The 20,113-nt window shown below is 29.0% G+C and carries 18 protein-coding genes; 16 read left to right on the top strand and 2 right to left on the bottom strand.

The genetic code is table 11. The features are described from left to right. Positions 1 to 9 precede the first annotated feature (9 nt). Positions 10 to 1,149, top strand: coding sequence for an ABC transporter substrate-binding protein (locus KIB46_RS08800; RefSeq protein ID WP_291671448.1), 1,140 nt, complete (start codon positions 10 to 12; stop codon positions 1,147 to 1,149). Here KIB46_RS08800 and KIB46_RS08805 read toward each other — a convergent pair. Then, positions 1,138 to 2,265, bottom strand: coding sequence for a glycosyltransferase family 1 protein (locus KIB46_RS08805; protein ID WP_156559466.1), 1,128 nt, complete (start codon positions 2,263 to 2,265; stop codon positions 1,138 to 1,140). The genes KIB46_RS08800 and KIB46_RS08805 overlap by 12 nt on opposite strands. A gap of 121 nt (positions 2,266 to 2,386) precedes the next feature. Between KIB46_RS08805 and KIB46_RS08810 the strand changes: the two genes are divergently transcribed. The 3 genes from KIB46_RS08810 to KIB46_RS08820 all read left to right on the top strand — a co-directional run bounded on the left by KIB46_RS08810 (position 2,387) and on the right by KIB46_RS08820 (position 5,386). Beyond that, a complete protein-coding gene (locus KIB46_RS08810; RefSeq protein WP_291671449.1) occupies positions 2,387 to 3,385 on the top strand; it encodes a CotS family spore coat protein in 999 nt (332 codons plus the stop codon). 140 nt (positions 3,386 to 3,525) lie between these two features. Continuing rightward, a complete protein-coding gene (locus KIB46_RS08815; RefSeq protein WP_156559470.1) occupies positions 3,526 to 4,314 on the top strand; it encodes a spore coat protein in 789 nt (262 codons plus the stop codon). Positions 4,315 to 4,330: 16 nt separating this feature from the next. After that, the gene (locus KIB46_RS08820) at positions 4,331 to 5,386 is read left to right on the top strand and encodes a CotS family spore coat protein (RefSeq protein ID WP_291671450.1); all 1,056 of its coding nucleotides are present in this window, start codon (positions 4,331 to 4,333) and stop codon (positions 5,384 to 5,386) included. A gap of 54 nt (positions 5,387 to 5,440) precedes the next feature. On the opposite strand, the gene KIB46_RS08825 is transcribed toward KIB46_RS08820, so the two are convergent. Beyond that, entirely contained in the window at positions 5,441 to 6,571 is a 1,131-nt protein-coding gene (locus KIB46_RS08825) for a glycosyltransferase family 1 protein (protein ID WP_156559473.1), read from the bottom strand. A 104-nt stretch (positions 6,572 to 6,675) separates the two neighbouring features. Here KIB46_RS08825 and KIB46_RS08830 point away from each other — a divergent pair, with 104 nt between their 5' ends. The 12 genes from KIB46_RS08830 (at position 6,676) to rho (ending at position 19,974) form a co-directional block, all read left to right on the top strand. Then, positions 6,676 to 7,674, top strand: a complete 999-nt coding sequence (locus tag KIB46_RS08830; protein ID WP_291671451.1) for a CotS family spore coat protein — start codon at positions 6,676 to 6,678, stop codon at positions 7,672 to 7,674. A 173-nt stretch (positions 7,675 to 7,847) separates the two neighbouring features. Then, a complete protein-coding gene (gene yabG, locus KIB46_RS08835; RefSeq protein WP_156559477.1) occupies positions 7,848 to 8,711 on the top strand; it encodes a sporulation peptidase YabG in 864 nt (287 codons plus the stop codon). 241 nt (positions 8,712 to 8,952) lie between these two features. Beyond that, positions 8,953 to 9,189, top strand: coding sequence for a Veg family protein (locus KIB46_RS08840; protein WP_027097089.1), 237 nt, complete (start codon positions 8,953 to 8,955; stop codon positions 9,187 to 9,189). A 507-nt stretch (positions 9,190 to 9,696) separates the two neighbouring features. Next, on the top strand, positions 9,697 to 11,259 hold the full coding sequence (locus KIB46_RS08845; protein ID WP_291671452.1) for an SPOCS domain-containing protein: 1,563 nt from the start codon (positions 9,697 to 9,699) through the stop codon (positions 11,257 to 11,259). A gap of 178 nt (positions 11,260 to 11,437) precedes the next feature. Continuing rightward, entirely contained in the window at positions 11,438 to 12,283 is an 846-nt protein-coding gene (locus tag KIB46_RS08850; RefSeq protein ID WP_156559481.1) for a cyanophycinase, read from the top strand. Then, on the top strand, positions 12,255 to 14,870 hold the full coding sequence (gene cphA / locus KIB46_RS08855) for a cyanophycin synthetase (RefSeq protein ID WP_291671453.1): 2,616 nt from the start codon (positions 12,255 to 12,257) through the stop codon (positions 14,868 to 14,870). The genes KIB46_RS08850 and cphA overlap by 29 nt, the downstream gene beginning before the upstream one ends. Before the next feature lie 133 nt (positions 14,871 to 15,003). Further along, the gene (ispE, locus tag KIB46_RS08860; RefSeq protein WP_156559485.1) at positions 15,004 to 15,846 is read left to right on the top strand and encodes a 4-(cytidine 5'-diphospho)-2-C-methyl-D-erythritol kinase; all 843 of its coding nucleotides are present in this window, start codon (positions 15,004 to 15,006) and stop codon (positions 15,844 to 15,846) included. A 57-nt stretch (positions 15,847 to 15,903) separates the two neighbouring features. Next, positions 15,904 to 16,542 (top strand): stage II sporulation protein R, encoded by a 639-nt coding sequence (gene spoIIR / locus KIB46_RS08865; RefSeq protein ID WP_291671454.1) that lies wholly within the window; start codon positions 15,904 to 15,906, stop codon positions 16,540 to 16,542. Positions 16,543 to 16,629: 87 nt separating this feature from the next. Then, a complete protein-coding gene (locus KIB46_RS08870) occupies positions 16,630 to 17,610 on the top strand; it encodes a tRNA 4-thiouridine(8) synthase ThiI (protein ID WP_156559489.1) in 981 nt (326 codons plus the stop codon). A gap of 12 nt (positions 17,611 to 17,622) precedes the next feature. Continuing rightward, positions 17,623 to 18,042 carry a DUF1934 domain-containing protein gene (locus KIB46_RS08875; RefSeq protein WP_156559491.1) on the top strand — a complete coding sequence of 140 codons (420 nt, stop codon included), beginning with the start codon at positions 17,623 to 17,625 and terminating at the stop codon, positions 18,040 to 18,042. A gap of 140 nt (positions 18,043 to 18,182) precedes the next feature. After that, entirely contained in the window at positions 18,183 to 18,470 is a 288-nt protein-coding gene (locus KIB46_RS08880) for a hypothetical protein (RefSeq protein WP_156559493.1), read from the top strand. A gap of 115 nt (positions 18,471 to 18,585) precedes the next feature. Next, positions 18,586 to 19,974 (top strand): transcription termination factor Rho, encoded by a 1,389-nt coding sequence (gene rho / locus KIB46_RS08885; RefSeq protein WP_156559495.1) that lies wholly within the window; start codon positions 18,586 to 18,588, stop codon positions 19,972 to 19,974. The last annotated feature ends 139 nt before the right edge of the window (positions 19,975 to 20,113 follow it).

Here is a 20,113-nt window from a genome sequence, read left to right on the forward strand (position 1 = left end):
TAGGAGAGTATGAAAAAAGTTAGATATGTTTTTATTATACTTTGTATAGTATTAAGCATTTTTTTACTAAACAATATAAGAAGTAGTAATAAAGAGGAAAATATAAAAGGAAATATAGTGATTTGGGCAAATGAAGACACATATGAGTATTTATGCGAATATGCTAATTTATTTATGAAATCATATGAGAAAACTAATGTAGAAGTGTCGTTAATATACAGTAGTAATTATAAAGATAAGATATTATCTTCCATAAATGATAACTCTGCTCCCCATATAATTCAGTTATCCACTAATGATTCAAGAAGGTTAATAAAAGAGAATAACTTAAGAAAATATATTTCAGAGGAAAAAGGTATAGTAGAGAGCTACTCAAGCAACTTCTCTATTGGAAGAATTAAAGAAGCCAATGATAAAGAAGGATTAGTAGGAGTACCATTAACATCAAGGCCTTTAGCATTATATTTGAGAGAAGATATGTTGGCACAGTATGGTTATACATATGAAGATATCAATACCTGGGATGATTTAAAAAGGGTTGGTGAAGATATATTAAATAAAACCTCTGGAGAAATAAGAATACTTAATGGAGTAGGTCAAGATTATGAAGATATAGTTTCACTACTTGTAATGCAAGCAATGGAAGAGAGTAATGATAAAGATAAGATAGAAGATATGGTTAAAACTAGATTAAGTGAAATAAGCAATATTATTAATACAAAGGTAGATGGTAAGTTCTTAGCTAGAATATCATCAATTAATTCTATGAGAGAGTTAACAGCTTTAGATGTTCCATGCCAGTGGACTGTTAATAATGCACCGGCTAAATTAAATGGAAGTAATAGATTTTATGTATCAGAAGGATATAACTTATTAGTATTAAATGAATCTGAAGAAAACAGTGCTCTTATTAAGAAGTTTTTGGAGTTTTTAGCTACAAACACAGAAGAATGTATTAAGTATGTTAAAGAAGGTAAGTTTTTTTCTAGTTATTTATCTACTTATAAAAATAAATCAATAGAAGAGTCAATAAAGAATTTCAGTGGAAAGAGCCCTCTAGTTGTTATGAGCAACATATATGAGAAGGCTCCTGAAATAAATGATTATGAAGTATATTTAGAAGTGAAAAATAAAATTTTAGGTCAATGATTTTAATATATCTTTATAGGCCTTTAAAGTAGTATCAGCAGTTTGTCTCCATGAAAATTGGAGACTTCTTTTATATCCTTTTTCAGAAAGCTCCTCTTTTTTAGAATCGTCATTTAATAGTTTTAATAAATTATAACTAAGCTCATCTTTATTAAAGGGATCAATTAAGATAGCTGCATCCTTAGTAACTTCGGGAATGGAAGTTAAATTTGAAGTTATTACAGGAGTTTTGCAGCTCATAGCTTCTAAAGGAGGTAATCCAAATCCTTCGTATAAGGAAGGGTATATAAAAGCCTCAGCACCGCTATATAATATTGGCAAAATTGAATCATCTAGATAGCCAGTAAATAAAACATGCTCCTGTAGACCTACCTCTAGAACTATATCCCTTAAAATATTACCTTCATCTCTTATTGCACCCCCTAATAAAAGCTTATGAGGCTTCTTTAGGTCCTTTATAATTTTACCAAAGGATAATATTAATTCCTTAACATTTTTTCTAGAGCTAAATCCACCTAAATAAAGAATATAGGGGTCATTTAATTTCAAGTTTTTACTTATATATTTTTTGCATACATCTTTAGGTATAGGTTTAAAGTTTTCATTAGTAGCTAATGGAGTTACATAGATTTTATCAGGAGATATATTAGGGAAGAACCTTAAAATATCCTTCTTAGAGTACTCTGATACAGTTAATATACCTTTAGCTGATTCTATTATATTTGGCATATCTTTTAAGAATCTATTTAAGTAACCTCTTCCAACAGTTTCTGGCATTATATACGGAATTAAGTCGTGTACAGTTACCACAACGTCTAAGTCCCAGTTAAAAGGGTAGCCTATGCCGTTTTGTGGGATGTGAAATAGGTCTATATCTTCTTTTTGCATTAGGTTAGGGGTAAAGTATGTTTCGTAAAATCCGCCATATTTTCCAGAGGTATAAAAGAGTTTTGTATTATCTCTTATAAATTCAGTATCCTTTTTTCCGGTCCAAATTAAATGAAATGTATCTTTTGTATTATTATTTATCATATTTATAATCAAATTCTTTGTATAAGTACCTATACCAGATCCTGCATATAAGTTTATACCTCTAGAATCAATACCTATTTTCATAAGGTCACCTCTATAAATTTTTATATTATAAAGTATTAAAAGGAAATTGATTTGGTGAATGAAATCACACAGAAAAGATACCATACATATAATAAATAGAATTAATCCTTAGGTGAAATGCATGAATGAGGAAGAAATAAAAAGAATTGTCACATTTAACTATAATTTAGACATTAAATCTATAGAAAAGGTTAAAAACACTTATAAAGTAAACGCAAAGGAGGGGATATATTGTGTAAAAGTAATAAAATATAAATTCCCTCATTTTTATTTTATTCTATCAGCTATACTTCATCTTCAGCAAAGGGGATTTAATAAAATACCAACTATTTTAAAGACTAAGGGAGATGAATATTATATTGAACTTTTAGGGAGATTTGCTTATTTAACAGAGTGGATTCCATCTAGAGAAAGTAATTATGATAATCCCATTGAGCTTGATTTAGTGGCACAGAAATTAGGTGAATTACATGAGTGTAGCAAAGGCTTTACTATAACAGATAGTATGAACCCTAGAATAGGGTGGTTTTCTTGGTTAAAGGTTTTTGATACTAGAAAAGATGAGATATTAGATTTTAAACACCGCATTAGTCAAAAAGCCCATAAATCTAACTTTGATAAGATATATTTAGAAAATATAGAATGTGAAGTAAATAGAGCAGAGCAGAGTGTAAGGGAATTGTCTAAATTAAATTACTACGAACTTATGGAAAAAGAAATGTTTAAAAGAGGATTTTGTCATCATGATTATGCTAATCATAATGTCCTTATAGATAATAAGGGAGAAATAAATATTATCGATTTTGATTACTGTATTTTAGATACTCATATACATGATTTATCATCACTATTAATTAGAGCTATGAAAAATGGAAAGTGGGATAAAAATAAAGCAGAAAGAATAATAAATAATTACTGTAAGACATCTGATTTGACAAAAGATGAACTTCCATTAATGAAAGAGTTTATTAGGTTTCCTCAAGGATTTTGGCAACTAGGGATACAGATGTATTGGGAACAACAGCCTTGGGAAGAAAGTTTCTTTATTGAAAGGCTTGAGAAGTATCTAAATGATAGAGAAGAGAGAGAACAGTTTGTTGAAAGCTTTTTTAATGTCTAGAAAGTATAAAAAAATTTAAGTATTAAAACTTTATGGATACAAAGCTAGAGTGATAAAAATATGTTAAGACGTTAAAAAATTATAGTGCAACCACAGAACACCAAAAGTAAGTTTTGGAACCTGTGGTAGGTTTGAAAAAAGTGACTTCTTCGCTAAAGCGTGGCGAAGCCACTTTTTTATTAAAGGAGGGGGTTAGTATTAAAGAATTAACTCTAAAAGATTATTTATTAGAAAATGATATTGTAGTTGCAGAAGAATACTTCAGAGGATATAGAGGTGCTACAGAAGAGGATATTTTCTGTCAATTTATTGTTATTCAAAGTGTTCATAAGGTATTAGCAGGATATTATTGTAGTGGACTTACTAGGATTAATAGTAGTATTGGTAAAAGATTAGAGAGCATAAAAGTGATGCAAAAAAGATTAAACAAGGATATAGCTTTAAGAGGAGATATAAAAGATACAAATTGTATGGATTTATTTATTTTAGAAAATGGAGAAAAGCTATTAAATAGAGTAGATAAGGCTATTGAAGATTTAAAGGAAATTGACTATTTAGGAATTATAAAAAGAAGTATGAAAAAAAATGAAATTTGCTTAGGAAGAGTGGATGAAGGAAACCTTAGAGTAGTTGAAGCCATTGAAGTTGGAAGCTTAAAGGGGGCAGCCTATAATCTTGTTGAAGAAGATATTTATAACTATCTAAAAAGGATAAAGAGAAGAGATAAAAATGGGGATTTAGATAAATATATTGATGAATATATAAGGTTATCTCATCTAAATAAGCATAGTAAGGATTATATTTCTATATTATTATCAATTCCATATGATAGCCTAAAGCAATGGTATAGATATAAATATAATAAGAAAAATCTACTTCCAGAAGAGTACTTAAAAAATATTAAAGCATCAATGGAGTATGAAATATAAAGTAAGAGGTGAGAGAATGATTAGAGTTAGGTATCCTGAAAAGAAATATCTATCCACATATGATCTAAGTTTAGATTTTTTTGATGAATTAGGTTTAGAGGTTTTAGATGTTACACCTTTAAGAAAGGTATTTATTCTTAATACTAATGAAGGCAAAAAGATATTAAAGAAGATGGATTTAAGTAAGGAAAGAATTGATTTTATTAATATATGTTTAAAGAATATCTATACGGAATTTCCTTATGTAATATCTTTTAGAACCTTTGAAGATGGTAATGTATATAAGAAGTGGAAAGGTGATTACTATTTAGTTATGGATCTCATTGAAGGCAGGGAGGTTACATTTACTAATCCTATAGAATATGAGATGAGTGGTAGATTATTAGGGGAGATGCACTTAGCCTCACAAGCTGGGCTTGTAAAAATAGAAGAAGAATTGAATTGTAATACGAAAGAATTAATGGAAGAAAGTTTGGTTAAGAAATTTAGTGATAGTCTAGAGGATATAAAGTATATAAAAAAATTAGTTAAATCATATAGGTTTAAAAATGAATTTGATAAAGAATTTTTAAAGGTAGTAGATGATTATATAAAAGAAATCGAAAGAGCTGCAGAATTATTGTCTTTTAGTGTTTATAGCTCTTATAGAGAAAATAGTAAAAATATAGTGGTATGTCATAATGATTTAGCTGAGCATAATTTCTTAATTAAAGATGATGATATGTATTTAATTGATTTTGATTATTGCTCAATAGATCTTAGAATTATGGATTTAACAGATTTAATTTTAAAGGGCATAAAGAATGCTGCTTTTGACGTAGATAAAGCAGTAAATATAATAGAAGCATATAACAAAATATGTCCTTTAGAAAAAGAGGAGTATAAGTTTATTTATATACTACTTTCTTATCCAAGAGATTTTTATTCTATAGTTAGAGATTATTATCATAAACAAAAAGATTGGGATGAAGAAGTATTTATAAGTAGATTAAACAATAAGCTTATGAATGAGGAATTTAGACATGAATTCCTAGTTAAATATAAAGAAAAATATAAAGAATTATTTTTTTAAATAATTAAATTAAAAAGGAAGACAATCAAGTCTTCCTTTTTATTAACTCGTTTTTTAACGATGTTCATTATTAATCATTGACCTATAGGCATTTGTAGTTAATTGGGCAGTTTTTTGCCAAGAGAAATTCATACTTCTTAATAACCCTTTCTTAACCATGGTAAGCATTAAAAGACTATCATTTAATACTCTTTCAATTGCATAGCTTAAATCATCAATATTGTAAGGATTAATTAGTAGAGCAGAATCATAGCAAACCTCTGGAATAGAAGTTACATTTGAGGCAATAACAGGTGTCCCACATGCCATAGCTTCAAGTGGTGGAAGACCAAAACCTTCATAAAGGGAAGGATATACTAAAACTTCAGCACCATTATAAAATATTGGTAGGTCTTCTAATGGAATAAAATCAGTAAATATAACATCATTTGAAATTCCTAAATCATCAGCCCTTTTTTGATATTTAGGATAGGAAAAGCCTTTATTGCCTGTAATGACTAACTTGGAATTTTTTCTTTTAGTAGGTGGGATTAAAGAAAAAGCTTCTATTAATCCAATAATATTTTTACGAGGACTAAATCCACCAACATAAAGAACAAAATTATCTTCTATACCATATTTATCTTTTATTATTTTTTTGCATTTACATTTACTTAGTGGTTTATAAATATCCTCAGCTGCTAAAGGTGTGACGAATATTTTTTCTTCAGGGAAATTAAATTCTTTAGCAATATCTTTCTTTGAAAATTCAGATACAGTTATTATACCTTCACATTGCTTAAGCATATTGGGCAATTCGTCATTAAATATTTTTAGATATCTGTCACTTACAGTTTCAGGCATTCTTAAAGGAATTATATCATGTAATGTGATGGCCTTTAGGCAATTTATATTTTCTGAAAGTCCAACACCATTTTGAGGAACATGATAAAGCTCCATACTATGATCATCTAGGATATTAGGAACGCTAACTTCATCCCAAAAGTTTTCCTGTAAATTTGCTTTTACTGGTTCAACACGAAAATTATCATTTAAATTTTTTAAAGAAGAACCATCTGGCAAAAAAATCAGATAATCATTATCTTTGTCTGTATTATTCAAGCTAGAAATAAGTTGATGAGTATAGGTGCCTATACCAGTCCCCCTGTACCATTTTGCGGCTCTGCCGTCTATGCCAATCTTCATGATGTATCCTTTCATAGTACTATCATTTTATTATATTAAATTGAGTTAAGTTTTGTTAATAAAAGAAATAAAAGGTACATATAAATATAAAGGAGGTGAGGACTATGATGAGAGAATTTGAAATAGAAAGACAGTTTGACATTAAAATTGAAGTATTAAAAGCTAACAAAGGAGTCTACTATTTAAGGACTAACAAAGGAGAAAGGTGTTTAAAAAAGATTAACTACGGGCCTCAAAAATTACTATTTGTATATGGTGCGAAAGAACATCTTATTAAAAATGGTTTTAATATGGTTGATAGATACTTCTTGAATGTAGAAGGAGAACCTTATGCACTAGTTAATGAAGACTTATATACACTTTCTGAGTGGTTAGAAGGTAGGGAGTGTGACTTTCATAATGTGGAGGAAGTAAAGCTTGCAGCTAAGACATTAGCCACTATGCATGAAGCTTCTAAGGGATATGATCCACCTGAAAACTCAAAGTTAAAAAGTGATTTAGGTCGTTGGCCACATCTAATGGAAAAAAGAATTAAGTCACTAGATAAAATGAGAGATATGATAAGAAAGAAAAATAACAAGAGCGAGTTTGACCTATTATACTTAAAATCTATGGAGTTTTATAAGGAAATGGGTAAAAAAGCGTTTGATACCTTACAAAGTTCAGTCTATTATGATCTGTGTTCAGTAACAGAAAAAGAAAAGAGTTTTTGTCATCATGATTTTACCTATCATAATATAATCTTAGATGATAATAATGATGTTCATGTTATTGATTTTGATTTTTGTAAGCGTGAAGTTAGAACCTTTGACATATCTAATTTTATGATTAAAGTACTTAAAAGAGTTGATTGGAATATTAATTTTGCAAAAGCAATAATTGAAGCCTATAACTCTGTATCACCATTATCAAAAGAAGAATATCAGGTTTTATATGCATATTTACAATTTCCTCAAAGATATTGGAGATTAGCAAATAGGTACTATTACAATGAAGTAAATTGGGGACAAGGGACCTTTACTAATAAACTTAAAAGTATAATAAATGAAAAGGAAAAATACTTGAAGCTATTAGATGAATTTAAATCTGAATATGAGTTGTAAAAAAGATGACCAGAAGGTCGTCTTTTTTTATGTCTAGAGAGCATAAATATAAAAACATATAAATATAAGAATATATAAATATGGGAATTCATAATTTTTATAAGCTTTTTCATAAAGGAACAGTTTATTATTTGCTTTCATATAATAGTAACAACAATAAAAGCGAGGAAGCTATGGTTATAGGAGATACAGTAGTTAGAAAATCTTATGATAGGGATATTACCTTTAAGGTGATTGATATTAGAGAAGAGAATGGAGAGCCAGTATATATTCTTAAAGGCATTAGTATAAGAATAATTGCTGACTCAAAAGCAGATGATTTAGAGACAGTGAATGAAAATTATGTTGGAACACAAGAAAAAATACTTAATAGTAGGGTTTCAAAAGCAATTAAGAATGCAGTAGCTCTTAGGGGGGATGTGTTAACTAGAATGAGTAAATCCCCAAAACTCATGACCAGTAAGGAATTAATGTTTGGTAGGCCAGGTAAGATACTTCATGTGGATGGAGATAGTGAGTATATGGAGACTTGTTTAAAGGTATATAAACAATTGTCTTTGGATGCTGTTGGTAGAGCTATTAGTGAGAGACAGCAACCAGAAGTTATTGTAGATCTTGTAAAAGAAGTTAAGCCAGACATAGTAGTACTTACTGGTCATGATGGTGTTTTGAAAAATGCAGAAAATTATTTAGATGTGGAGTGCTATAGAAATTCAAAATATTATATTGAAGCAGTGAAAGCTTTAAGAAATTATAATGCAAGTTACGATGAATTAGTTATTTTTGCAGGTGCATGCCAAAGTTGTTATGAGTGTATGTTAGATGCTGGAGCTAATTTTGCATCTAGTCCCAGTAGAGTATTAATTCATTGTTTAGATCCTGTGTTTGTATGCGAAAAAATAGCTTATACAAGAATTGATCAAGTTGTTTCTATAACTGATGTTATTGAAAACACAATTACTGGTATAAAAGGGATTGGAGGTTTACAAACTAGAGGCAAGTATAGGGAAGGATATCCGAAATCTCCATATATATAAGTTAAATATATTTTAAAGTGAATTTGGATCAAGTTTATAAAATAATATAAAAGTTATCTTTAATGTTATATCTTTTTTTAATTGATGCATAAAAATAGTCTTCTTTTAGAATAATATAAAAGTAAGTAAAAAAAATACAAAATGTATTGACAAATAGTATTTAAAAATGATAAAATATTGGATTTCTATTGACATAAAATTGGAAAAGATGTATACTAAAGTCAGGAAAGAGGGTGTTTAAATGGAAAAGATTAAAACTATTGCTACCATTAAAAAAGACATCGAAAGGCACTTAGGTGAGAAAGTTACATTAAAGGCTAACGGTGGACGCAAAAAGATTTTGGTTAATGATGGAGTATTAGAAAGCGTTTATCCTAGTATTTTTGTAATTAGATTAGAAAGTGACACCCAAAGGACAGTGACATACAGTTATTCAGACGTGTTAACTAAGACAGTTCAATTGGTATTTCCAAGTTAACTAATAAACTTCGATTTTTAAATCGGAGTTTTTTTCTTGTGTAAATATTTTTAATTGAGGTATATATATGAATATAAAAAATGAGGGGGATATTCATTTTATTATCCTTGATTTTATATATTTTTGATATGAAAATGTAAAATACCTTTTATTTATAGCAAATAAAATACCTTTTATTTATAGCAAATAAAATACCTTTTATTTATAGCAAATTAAAATTTTATATTTTTTAGACAATAAAAAAGAAAGATGGTGGGTTTCCATCTTTCAACTATGGTATAAAAGGGTATTGAGAATTTATGAGAGGTTATATGGTCAATAACCAAGATAATATTACGACAAATAAAACTAATTGTCAACATAATTTTGTTGAAAAATAAGAAAAAGATTTGGAAAATAGACAGAATTCGATTACATTTATAAAGTTAAACATAAATTAAATTTTAAGGCATAAATCTTTCCTGTAAATTATATAAATAATAGTAGGTATTTTATGGGAGGGATAAAATGTCAAAGATAGATGTTATAAAAGAAAATGTTCAATTTCAACAATTGATAAGAGAAAATGGCTCAACATCAATATTGAAAGATGAGTATTTAATTCCTGATACTCATCCTGATGTACAACAGATTCTATCAGTAGAAGCTAGACCTGTTATTAATAGTAAAGAGGTTTTAGGGGATAAAGTCATGGTGGAAGGTAAGGTAGAATATTCAGTACTTTATATTCCAAGAGAAGATAATATGATGGTTAATTCTGTGAGCTATGCTGAGAAGTTTACTAATTATTTGGACCTTGATGAAGGAGAACATAAAGTAATTTGTGAAGTAGAATGCAAGGTAGAACATATTGATGCTAATATTATGAATGAAAGAAAGATAGCTATTGAAGGCGTTATTGACCTAGACTGGAAAGTTTATAAAAGTGTTGAATTTGATTTCGTGAAAGACATAGAAGGTACTGAAAGTGTAGAAGTATTAAAAAATACAGAATCAATCAACAGGTTAGTAAGCAGCAAAGAGGTTGACCTTATAGGAAAATCAGTTCTAAGAGTTGGCATGGATAAACCACAAGTTTCGAAAATCCTTAAATGTTCTATGACTCTTCATAAAAGAGAGGTTAAAGTTGCAGAAGATAAGGTTTATTTAGGATGTTACTGTAAGTTAAACATATTATATTTAGGTGCTGATTCTAAAGAAATAGTAAGCCTACAAGATGATGTGTACATTTCAAAAGAAGAAGAAATGGTTGGTGTACTATCTAGTATGTTACCATCAGCTATTTATGAAATAAAGAATACTGATATAGGTCTAGAAGAAGATGATCTAGGCGAAACTAGGATAATGAATATCGAATTTTTGGTAAAGTGCAGCGTTAAAGTATTCTCTGATGAAGTATTAGAAATAATTAAAGACGCTTACTCTCCAAAATTCCCATTAGAACTTAGAAAAGATAGCTATGAAATAGGAGTTATTCATGGTTCTCAAGCTACAGAAGCTATAATAAAAGATAATATTACTATAAAGGAAGGTAATTATAAGCCTGAATTTATTGTAGGAGCAACAGGAAATATAATAGTCACAGACAAAAAGGTTACAGATGAAAAGGTCACAGTAGAAGGTGTAATTAAGGCCAATGTTATCTATAAGACAACAGATGAAGAAGTTGGTTATTCACAAATAACTGGTGATATACCATTCACTGTTGTATTAGATATTAATGGTGCTAAAGAAGGTATGAAAGCAATAGTTAATAGTAATCTAGAAGCTATTGATGCATCTATAGAAGCCAATACAATTGCTGTTAAAGCTACAATATCTGTAGGGGCTAAACTTTCCTATGAAGTAAATAAAGAATTTATTTCTGATGTAATTGAACTAGATGAAGAACCTAAAAAGAAAAAGGCTAGTATTACTATATATGTTGTTACAAAAGGAGATACTTTGTGGTCATTAGCAAAAAAATATAATACTACTATGGATGCCATAGTTAAGATGAATTCTATAGAAAATCCAGATAATATTGAAATTGGAGACAAATTAATAATACCTGGACGAGCAATATTTTAATACTTAAAACTAGATTCAAAAGGTAGGTTAAAGGCATATAAGTTTTTAACCTACCTTTTTTTAAAAAAATAATATGGGTTTTAGAATTACATATATGAAATTTTTATTTTATATACATTTTTGAATAATTACTTAAATCAATGGAAACAATAACAAATGCATGATTTGAGGTGATCTAATGAATAAAAGATTAAGTGGAAATTTAATTATTATCGGAGGAGCTGAAGATAAAGAAGGTAGAAAAGAAATATTAAAAAAAGTATGTGAATGTATTAAGAAGGAAGAGGATGATTTAGTTATTGCAACAATTGCAACAGAATATCCCAAAGAAGCAGAAGAAAAATATAGAAAAGCATTTGGAGAGTTGGGAATCTTAAATATAGATATATTAGATATAAGTGATAGAGAAGATGCATTTAAGGATGATAATGTAGCCATGATAAAAGATGCATCATTAATTTTTTTTACAGGAGGAGACCAGCTTAGAATAACTAGTCTTATTGGAGGTTCTCCAGTTTATGATGCTCTTAAGGAAGTGTCAGATAACGGGATATATATAGTTGGAACTTCAGCAGGAGCTTCTGTTATGAGTGATACTATGATAATAGAGGGAAATGATGAAGAAGCACCAAGAAAGTGTACATTAAAGATGTCTCCAGGGCTAGGCTTAATAAACAATGTAATAATTGACCAACATTTTGCTCAAAGAGGAAGAATAGGAAGGTTATTATCAGGAGTTGCTCAAAATCCAGAAGTGTTGGGGATAGGAATAGATGAAAATACAGCAATTATTGTTAATAAAAATGGAAATGTAGAAGTTATAGGAGAAGGAGCTGTATATTTTATAGATGGAAGCCAAATATCGTATACAAATGTATCAGAGCAATATTCTGAAGAGGTATTAAGCATATACAATGTTAAGCTTCATGTTCTAAAAGAAGGAAATAAATTTAATCTTGTTAGAAAGGTACCTTTTGAGGAGGATTTAATTAACAATGAAGATAATAAGTCAGAGAGTATTTGAAGGGAAGAATATATACTCTCATAAAAAATGTATTAGATTAGATGTTGATTTATGTGGTTATTCAGAAATTCCAAGTAAGAATATAGATGGGTTTAATGAAGGATTATTAAAAATTATTCCAGAACTATATGAACATAGATGTGGAATTGATGAAGAACATGGATTTGTTAAAAGATTAAAAGAAGGAACATATCTTGCTCATATTTGTGAGCATATAATAATAGCTATTCAAAATAATTTGGGAATAGAAGTTGCATATGGAAAGTCAAGAGAAATAAAAGGGGATATATACTATATTATATTTCAATATGAATATAAGAATACAGCAATAGAAGTAGCTAGATTAGCTATTGATATAATAAATTCTCTCATAGATAAGGAAGCTATAAACTACGAAGCAAGGTTTAAATTATTAAAAGAGTTTATGGTTAAAGAGAGTGTAGGTCCTAGCACACAGTCTATTTTAGATGCAGCTAAGAGATATGGAATACCTTTCTTTGAACTTGGAGATAGCGGTTTCTATCAAATAGGGTATGGAAAACAAGGAAGAATTATAGAGGCAACAATAGGTGCTAACACTAGTTGTGTTGCATCTGACATAGCATCTGATAAACTTCTTACTAAAGAGCTTTTAAAGAGACAAAATGTTCCTGTTACAGAAGGAGATAAAGTATGTAATATAATAGGATTATTGAAAGAAGGAGAAAGAATAGGATATCCCCTTGCAATAAAACCTAGATTTGGAAGTAAAGGTAGAGGCGTAATAATTAATATCAGAAATGAGCATGATTTAGTAAGTAATTATAATTCATTAAAAAATGAATTTGATGACTTAATAATAGAAAAGTATATTGAAGGTAATGATTATAGAGTTTGTGTTGTTGATTATACTGTTGTGGCAGTTTCATTAAGAGTGCCTCCTTTTGTAGTTGGAGATGGGGTTAATAATATAAAAGAATTAATTAGAAAGCTTAATGATGATCCTAATAGAGGATATGATCATGAAAAACCTTTAACTAAGATAAAAATAGATAATCAAATAATAAATGAATTAAGTAACCAAGGGGTTACTTTGTCATCTGTGCCTGAAAAAGGTAAAAGAATATTCTTAAGAGCAAATGCAAACCTATCTACTGGTGGTATGGCCATAGATTGTACAGATGATATATGTGAAGAAAATAAAGAAATATGTATACGTACTGCTAAAGCTATAGGGTTAGATATATGTGGAGTAGATATTAAAACCGATGATATATCTAAACCTTTGTATGGTAGAGGGGCAGTTATGGAAGTAAATTCAGCGCCTGGAATAAGGATGCATTTGTATCCTAGTGAAGGAAAGTCAAGAGATATAGGTGAAGCTATATTAAATATGCAATATAATGGAGTACCTAGTAATATACCCCTTGTATCTATAACAGGTACTAATGGAAAAACAACAACTACTAGGTTGATAGCTCATGTAATGCAACAAATGGGACATAAGGTGGGAATGACATCAACTGAAGGGATATATGTTGATGGAAAGTGTATAGATAAAGGTGATGATACAGGATATAACAGTACTAAGACAATACTTCAAAACAAGGATGTAGAGGTTGCTGTATTGGAGGTTGCTAGAGGAGGGCTTATAAGAAAAGGGCTAGCATATGATGTAGCAGATGTGGCTGTTATAACTAATATTACAGAAGATCATTTAGGTATTGATGATGTAAATGATATTGAACAGTTAGCCTTTGTAAAAGCCTTAGTAGGTGAAGCTGTTAAAGAGGATGGATATGTTGTAATTAATGCAGATGATAATTGGAGTAAAAATATATTAAGTAGATTTAAAGCTAAAAAGATTTTCTTTTCTAAGGATAGTGATAATCCTCTAATTGTAGAAAACATAAAATCAGGTGGAATATCCATATATGTTAAAGATGATACCCTTACTGTTATGAATAATAATAAAGAGTATAAGCTTTTAAATGTTAATAATATTCCAATAACATTAAATGGTGTACTTGATTATAACTTAGAAAATGCTATGGCAGCATGTGCAGCACTTGTAGGATTAGAAATTGATTACTGTATGATTGCTAAAGGTTTTAAGTCTTTTAAGCTTAATGACAGTTGTAATGCTGGGCGATTTAATATATATGATATAGATGGAGTAAGAGTTATTCTAGACTATGGCCATAATATTGATGGTTATAAGAGAGTGCTAAAAGCTTTATCTAACATAGATATAAAAAATAATTTAATAGGTGTTATTGGTGTGCCTGGAGATAGAACTAATAAGATGATGAATGATATAGGCAAACTATGTGGTGAATCTATGGATAGGATTATTATAAAAGAGGATAAGGACAGAAGAGGAAGAGCCATAAGTGAAGTTGCTAAGCTGATTGAAGAAGGCGTTAAGGAAAGTAATTGCAAGAATTGTAAAGTTATTTTGGATGAGGTTGAGGCTTTTAGAAAAGCATTAAGTTCAAGTATTATAGGAGATACTATTATAGTATTTTACGAGGAGTTAGAACCACTTGTAGAATTAATTAAAGAATATAAACATGGAGAAGATAATTTGAATTTAGCAAATCTCTAAATAGGATTATAAGAAATGGATAATTTTCGGGTTAGAAAATGTCCATTTTTTAGATTTAAGCATAAAACTTTAATATTTTTTTTCTATATGATAAAATTTATTTAATTATATATAGGAGAAAGGAAAGAAACACATGAGAGAAAAGGCTTATGGGAAGGTTAATATTACCTTGGACGTTGTGGGGAAAAGGGAAGATGGTTATCATTTGCTAAAAATGATAATGCAGAATATTGATATTTATGATGTTATAACAATAGAAAAAATAGAAAGTGGCATTGAAATTACTTGTAATAAGCCTTATGTTCCAACAGATGAAAGAAATTTAGCTTATAAAGCTGCTAAACTATTTAAAGATACATTTAATATTACGTCAGGGGTATCGATAAATATAAAAAAGAATATACCAGTAGCTGCAGGACTTGCAGGTGGTAGTACAGACTGTGCAGCTGTATTAAAAATAATGAATAAGCTATTTCAAGTGAATGCAGATAATGAAAAGTTAATGGAATTAGGAGTTAAATTAGGAGCAGATGTTCCTTATTGTATTAATGGTGGAACAGCTCTTTGTGAAGGCATAGGGGAAGTATTGACTCCTCTTAAACCATTTAAAAATCATATAATTGTTTTGGTTAAGCCACCATTTGGTGTTTCTACTAAAGAGGTGTATAAGAATTTTGACTTAGGTAGAGTTAAAAATCATCCTGAAACTGATAAAGTTATTACTTATATGAATGAAGATAATTTATATGAAGTAGCAAAGAATATGAAGAACTTATTAGAAAATGTAACATTAAAAAAACATAAGGTAATTTCTTCTATAAAATCAGAAATGGAGTCTTTAGGAGCTATAAAGTCAATGATGAGTGGTAGCGGCCCGACAGTTTTTGCATTCTTTGATGATATGATGAAAGCACAAAGATGTTATGATGAAATGAAAAAAAAATATAACGATACTTTTATAACAAGAACTGTATAAACCTGTATAAAAAATCTTCTTATGGCAACAATTTAAGCTATAAGGAGGTTTTTTATTATGAAAAAGAGAATTACTTTAGTATTATTAATTATTTTGTGTACAAGTATTATAAGTGGATGTACAAATTTAGACTATGATAAAGATGGACAAACTGTATATAATTATGAAGATGTAAAGGACACGTTAATAAGGTTTCATGTAATAGCCAATAGTGATACTGATGAGGATCAGAATTTAAAGTTAAAGGTTAGAGATGAGGTTATTAAGTATTTATATCCATATTTAAAGGACTCTGATTCAATAGAAAAATCAAGAAGTATTCTTTTAGAACATGAAAATAAGGTAAGAGAAATTACTAATAAAGTAATAAGTGATAATGGATATAATTATAATGTTAAAATTGAGTTGTCTCATGAGAATTTTCCAGAGAAATCCTATGGTAATCTAACTTTACCTCAAGGTCGATACGAAGCTTTTAGAATTATTATAGGAAGTGGACAAGGAAGGAATTGGTGGTGTGTTATGTTTCCGCCTTTATGTTTTATAGATGTTACTAAGGGAAAAGTTGAGGAAGATAAGAGCAAGGAAGTTTTAGATTCTCAAATATTAAGCAATAAGGAAGAGCAGGAAGAAGAGGAAGACAAACCTGTAATTAAGTTTAGAATATTGGAGTTTTTTAAAAGTATATTTGGATAAAATTACAATAAAAATAAATTACCACTTGATTAATAAATATAATAATCATAAACTATAATTTGAATAAAGTTTTAGGAGGAAGAGAATATGACTAGAGCATTAGCAATGATTTCAGGTGGATTGGATAGTATTCTAGCTGCAAAGTTAATAAAAGATCAAGGTATAGAAGTGATAGGAATATGCTTTAAATCATATTTCTTTAATGAAGAAAATGCAATAAAGATGACAAAACAAATAGGAATCAGACTTGAGGTTGTAGATTTTTCAGAAGAGCAATTTGAAGTGGTAAAGAACCCCAAACATGGATGGGGAAAAAACATGAATCCATGTATTGATTGTCATGCTTTAATGATGAAACATTCAGGAAGATTATTAGAAGAGTTTAATGCAGATTTTATAATAACTGGAGAAGTATTAAATCAAAGACCTATGTCTCAAAATAGACAAGCTTTAAATATAGTTAAAAAGGAATCAGGATTTTCAAATAAAATATTAAGACCATTATGTGCTTTAAATCTTGATCCAACAGAAATGGAGCTTAATGGATTAGTTGATAGAGAAAAGTTGTTAAAGATTTCTGGTAGAAGTAGAAAACCACAAATGGAATTAGCAGAAAAGTGGGGAATAAAGGAATATCCATCTCCTGCTGGTGGTTGTAAGCTTACTGAACCTAACTATTCCATTAGATTAAGAGATGCCTTAAATAGAAATGAAAATCTAAGTCAAAAAGAAATAGATTTATTAAGATTTGGTAGACATTTTATATCTTCTAATAATGTTAAAATAATTGTTACTAGAACTGCAGAAGAAGGAACTGAAATAAAGAAAATATTAAGTAAGGAAGATTTGGTGTTTTTACCATCACATTTTAATGGAGCTATGGCAATAATTCATGGTTACGCAAAGGATGAAGATAAAGAGTTAGCATGTAAGTTAGTTTCAAGATATAGTAAAGGAAGAGATGAAGCTGAAGTGGATGTTAAGTTTGGAAACTTTGGTACTCCGTTTAAAAATGAGTTGAGAGTAAAGCCAGCAACAGAAGAAGAAGTTTCTAAGTATTTGCTTTAATAGGAGGAACAGATGGAAAAGAAAGCGATTATAAGTATAGTAAGTAATGCTAGCATGGAAGATGGAGATGTTATTGAAGTAGTTTCTCCAGGAAAGTACATAAAAATGGATAGTGGATATAAAGCTGTTTATGAAGAAACAGAGATATCAGGAATGGAAGGAACAACTACAAGTTTAACAATAAAAGATAAGGAAGTATTATTAGAGAGAGAAGGGACAACTAGTACAAAGATGTTGTTTAATGAAAAGGAACCTTCAGTATCTTTATATAATACTCCTTATGGAATGATGGAAATAACAATTAATACAAAGAAATTAAGTGTTGAAGTTAATGATAATGGTGGAAATATTAAAATAGACTATGACATGGCTATTGCAGGTCAAGAGGTTTTAACAACATCTTTATCATTAAATGTAAGAGCTAATAAGTAAAGTAATATATGTGGAGAAATTGTTTGTGCAATTTCTCTTTTTTGTTGATAAAAATGTATAAAAGTCTTTTATAATGATTAGTTTTCAGACTAAATGGAAATAATTTCTTATAAGTGATAATTATAAGGGAGGTGTTTGTTATGAGTTTAGAGGATAGGTATTTAAAAATATTACATGTAATATGCACATATTATGGGATGAGTACAGATGGTTTAATAAAACTTCTAGAAGAAAGAGATAACAAATACTTACTGTTATTATTATTAAAGAAATATAAATGTATGGACCAAGAAAAAGTTAAAGAAGTATTTAATGTTAAGAATAAAAGAACTATAACTAATAATGTGAAAAGAGCAGAGGAAAAATTATTAATAAATAGAGACTTTAGAAAAAAGTTTTTTGAAATGGAAGAAGACTTGTTAAAATAGCCATTAATGATATAATTATTTTATAATCGTAGATGCATATCTATTTTCATCTCAAGTGCATTCAGAATTATTTTCACTAATTTATGAATAATTTTATATTTTTGGAGGTGTCATTTTGACCAAAGAACAATACGAAGATATGACTTTAGTAGAGTTAAAAGAAATAGCTAAGTCATTAGAGATTAAGAACATATCAAAGTTAAAAAAGAGTGAACTTATAGATCAAATAATAGCAACAAAAGCTCATGAGATAAAAAAGGATGGAGTAGTTTTAAGAGAGAAGATTTCTCCTAAAAATAATACTGTTAATAGTACCAATAGGGAAGAATTAAGAAGTAGTGAGAAAAAAGAAGAACTGAAAGCTATGATAAATGATTCTCATATGGCTAGAGGAATACTTGAAATATTAGAAAATAATAATTTTGGATTTTTAAGATGTAAAAATTATTTAACAAGTAGTGAAGATATATATGTTTCTCCATCTCAAATAAGAAGATTTAACCTAAAAACTGGGGATGAAGTTATTGGGAAGGTTAGAGAGGCTAAAGAGGGAGAAAAGTTCAAGGCTTTATTATATGTTGATAAGGTAAATGGGGAACATCCTGAGAAGGCTATAGGAAGAAGAGCTTTTGAAAACTTAGTACCAATATATCCAGCAGAAAGAATTAGATTAGAAGGAAGTAATCCTTTAGATTTATCATCTAGAATGATGGATATAATATGTCCTATAGGTAAAGGACAAAGAGGAATAATTGTAGCCCCTCCTAAGGCAGGTAAAACTACACTTTTAAAAAAGATTGCCCAAAGTATAACTAATAATAACCCTGAAGTTGTATTGATAGTATTACTTATAGATGAAAGACCAGAAGAAGTTACTGATATGCAAAGAAGTATAAATGGAGAGGTAATTTATTCCACATTTGATGAAGAACCACAAAATCATGCAAAGGTATCACAAATAGTTTTAGAAAGAGCTAAGAGAATAGTTGAGCAAGGTAAAGATGTTGTAATTTTATTGGACTCTTTAACAAGGTTATCAAGAGCATATAACCTAACTATTACTCCAACAGGAAGAACTTTATCAGGTGGGTTGGATCCAGGAGCGTTAATTATGCCTAAGAAGTTTTTTGGAGCTGCTAGAAATATAGAAGGAGGCGGTAGTTTAACAATACTAGCTACAGCACTTGTTGATACAGGTTCAAGAATGGATGATATGATATTTGAAGAATTTAAGGGTACTGGTAATATGGAAGTGCACTTAGATAGAAAACTTCAAGAGAGAAGAATATTCCCAGCCATAGATATTTATAAGTCTGGTACAAGAAAAGAAGATTTATTATTAACAGATGAAGAAAAAGAAGTAGCATATTCAATTAGAAAAGTTATGTACAGAGATGGAAATATTGAAAATATAACAGAGAAGCTAATTAATATGTTATCTAAAACAAAAAATAATAAAGAATTTATACGTATATTTGAAAAAAGTGATATAGATAAGAAGTAAAAAAATGGGGCTGTCGCACTAAATAATTAGTGCGTAGCTCTTTTTTTGTAAAAAAATAAATCCCAAACTCTACGAGTTTAGGATTTATGATAAAATATTCTTATGCTAAAAAGAAACATTTTACAAAAGAATTATACTT

It is taken from the genome of Clostridium sp., assembly GCF_018372875.1.
Taxonomy (GTDB): domain Bacteria; phylum Bacillota; class Clostridia; order Clostridiales; family Clostridiaceae; genus Clostridium.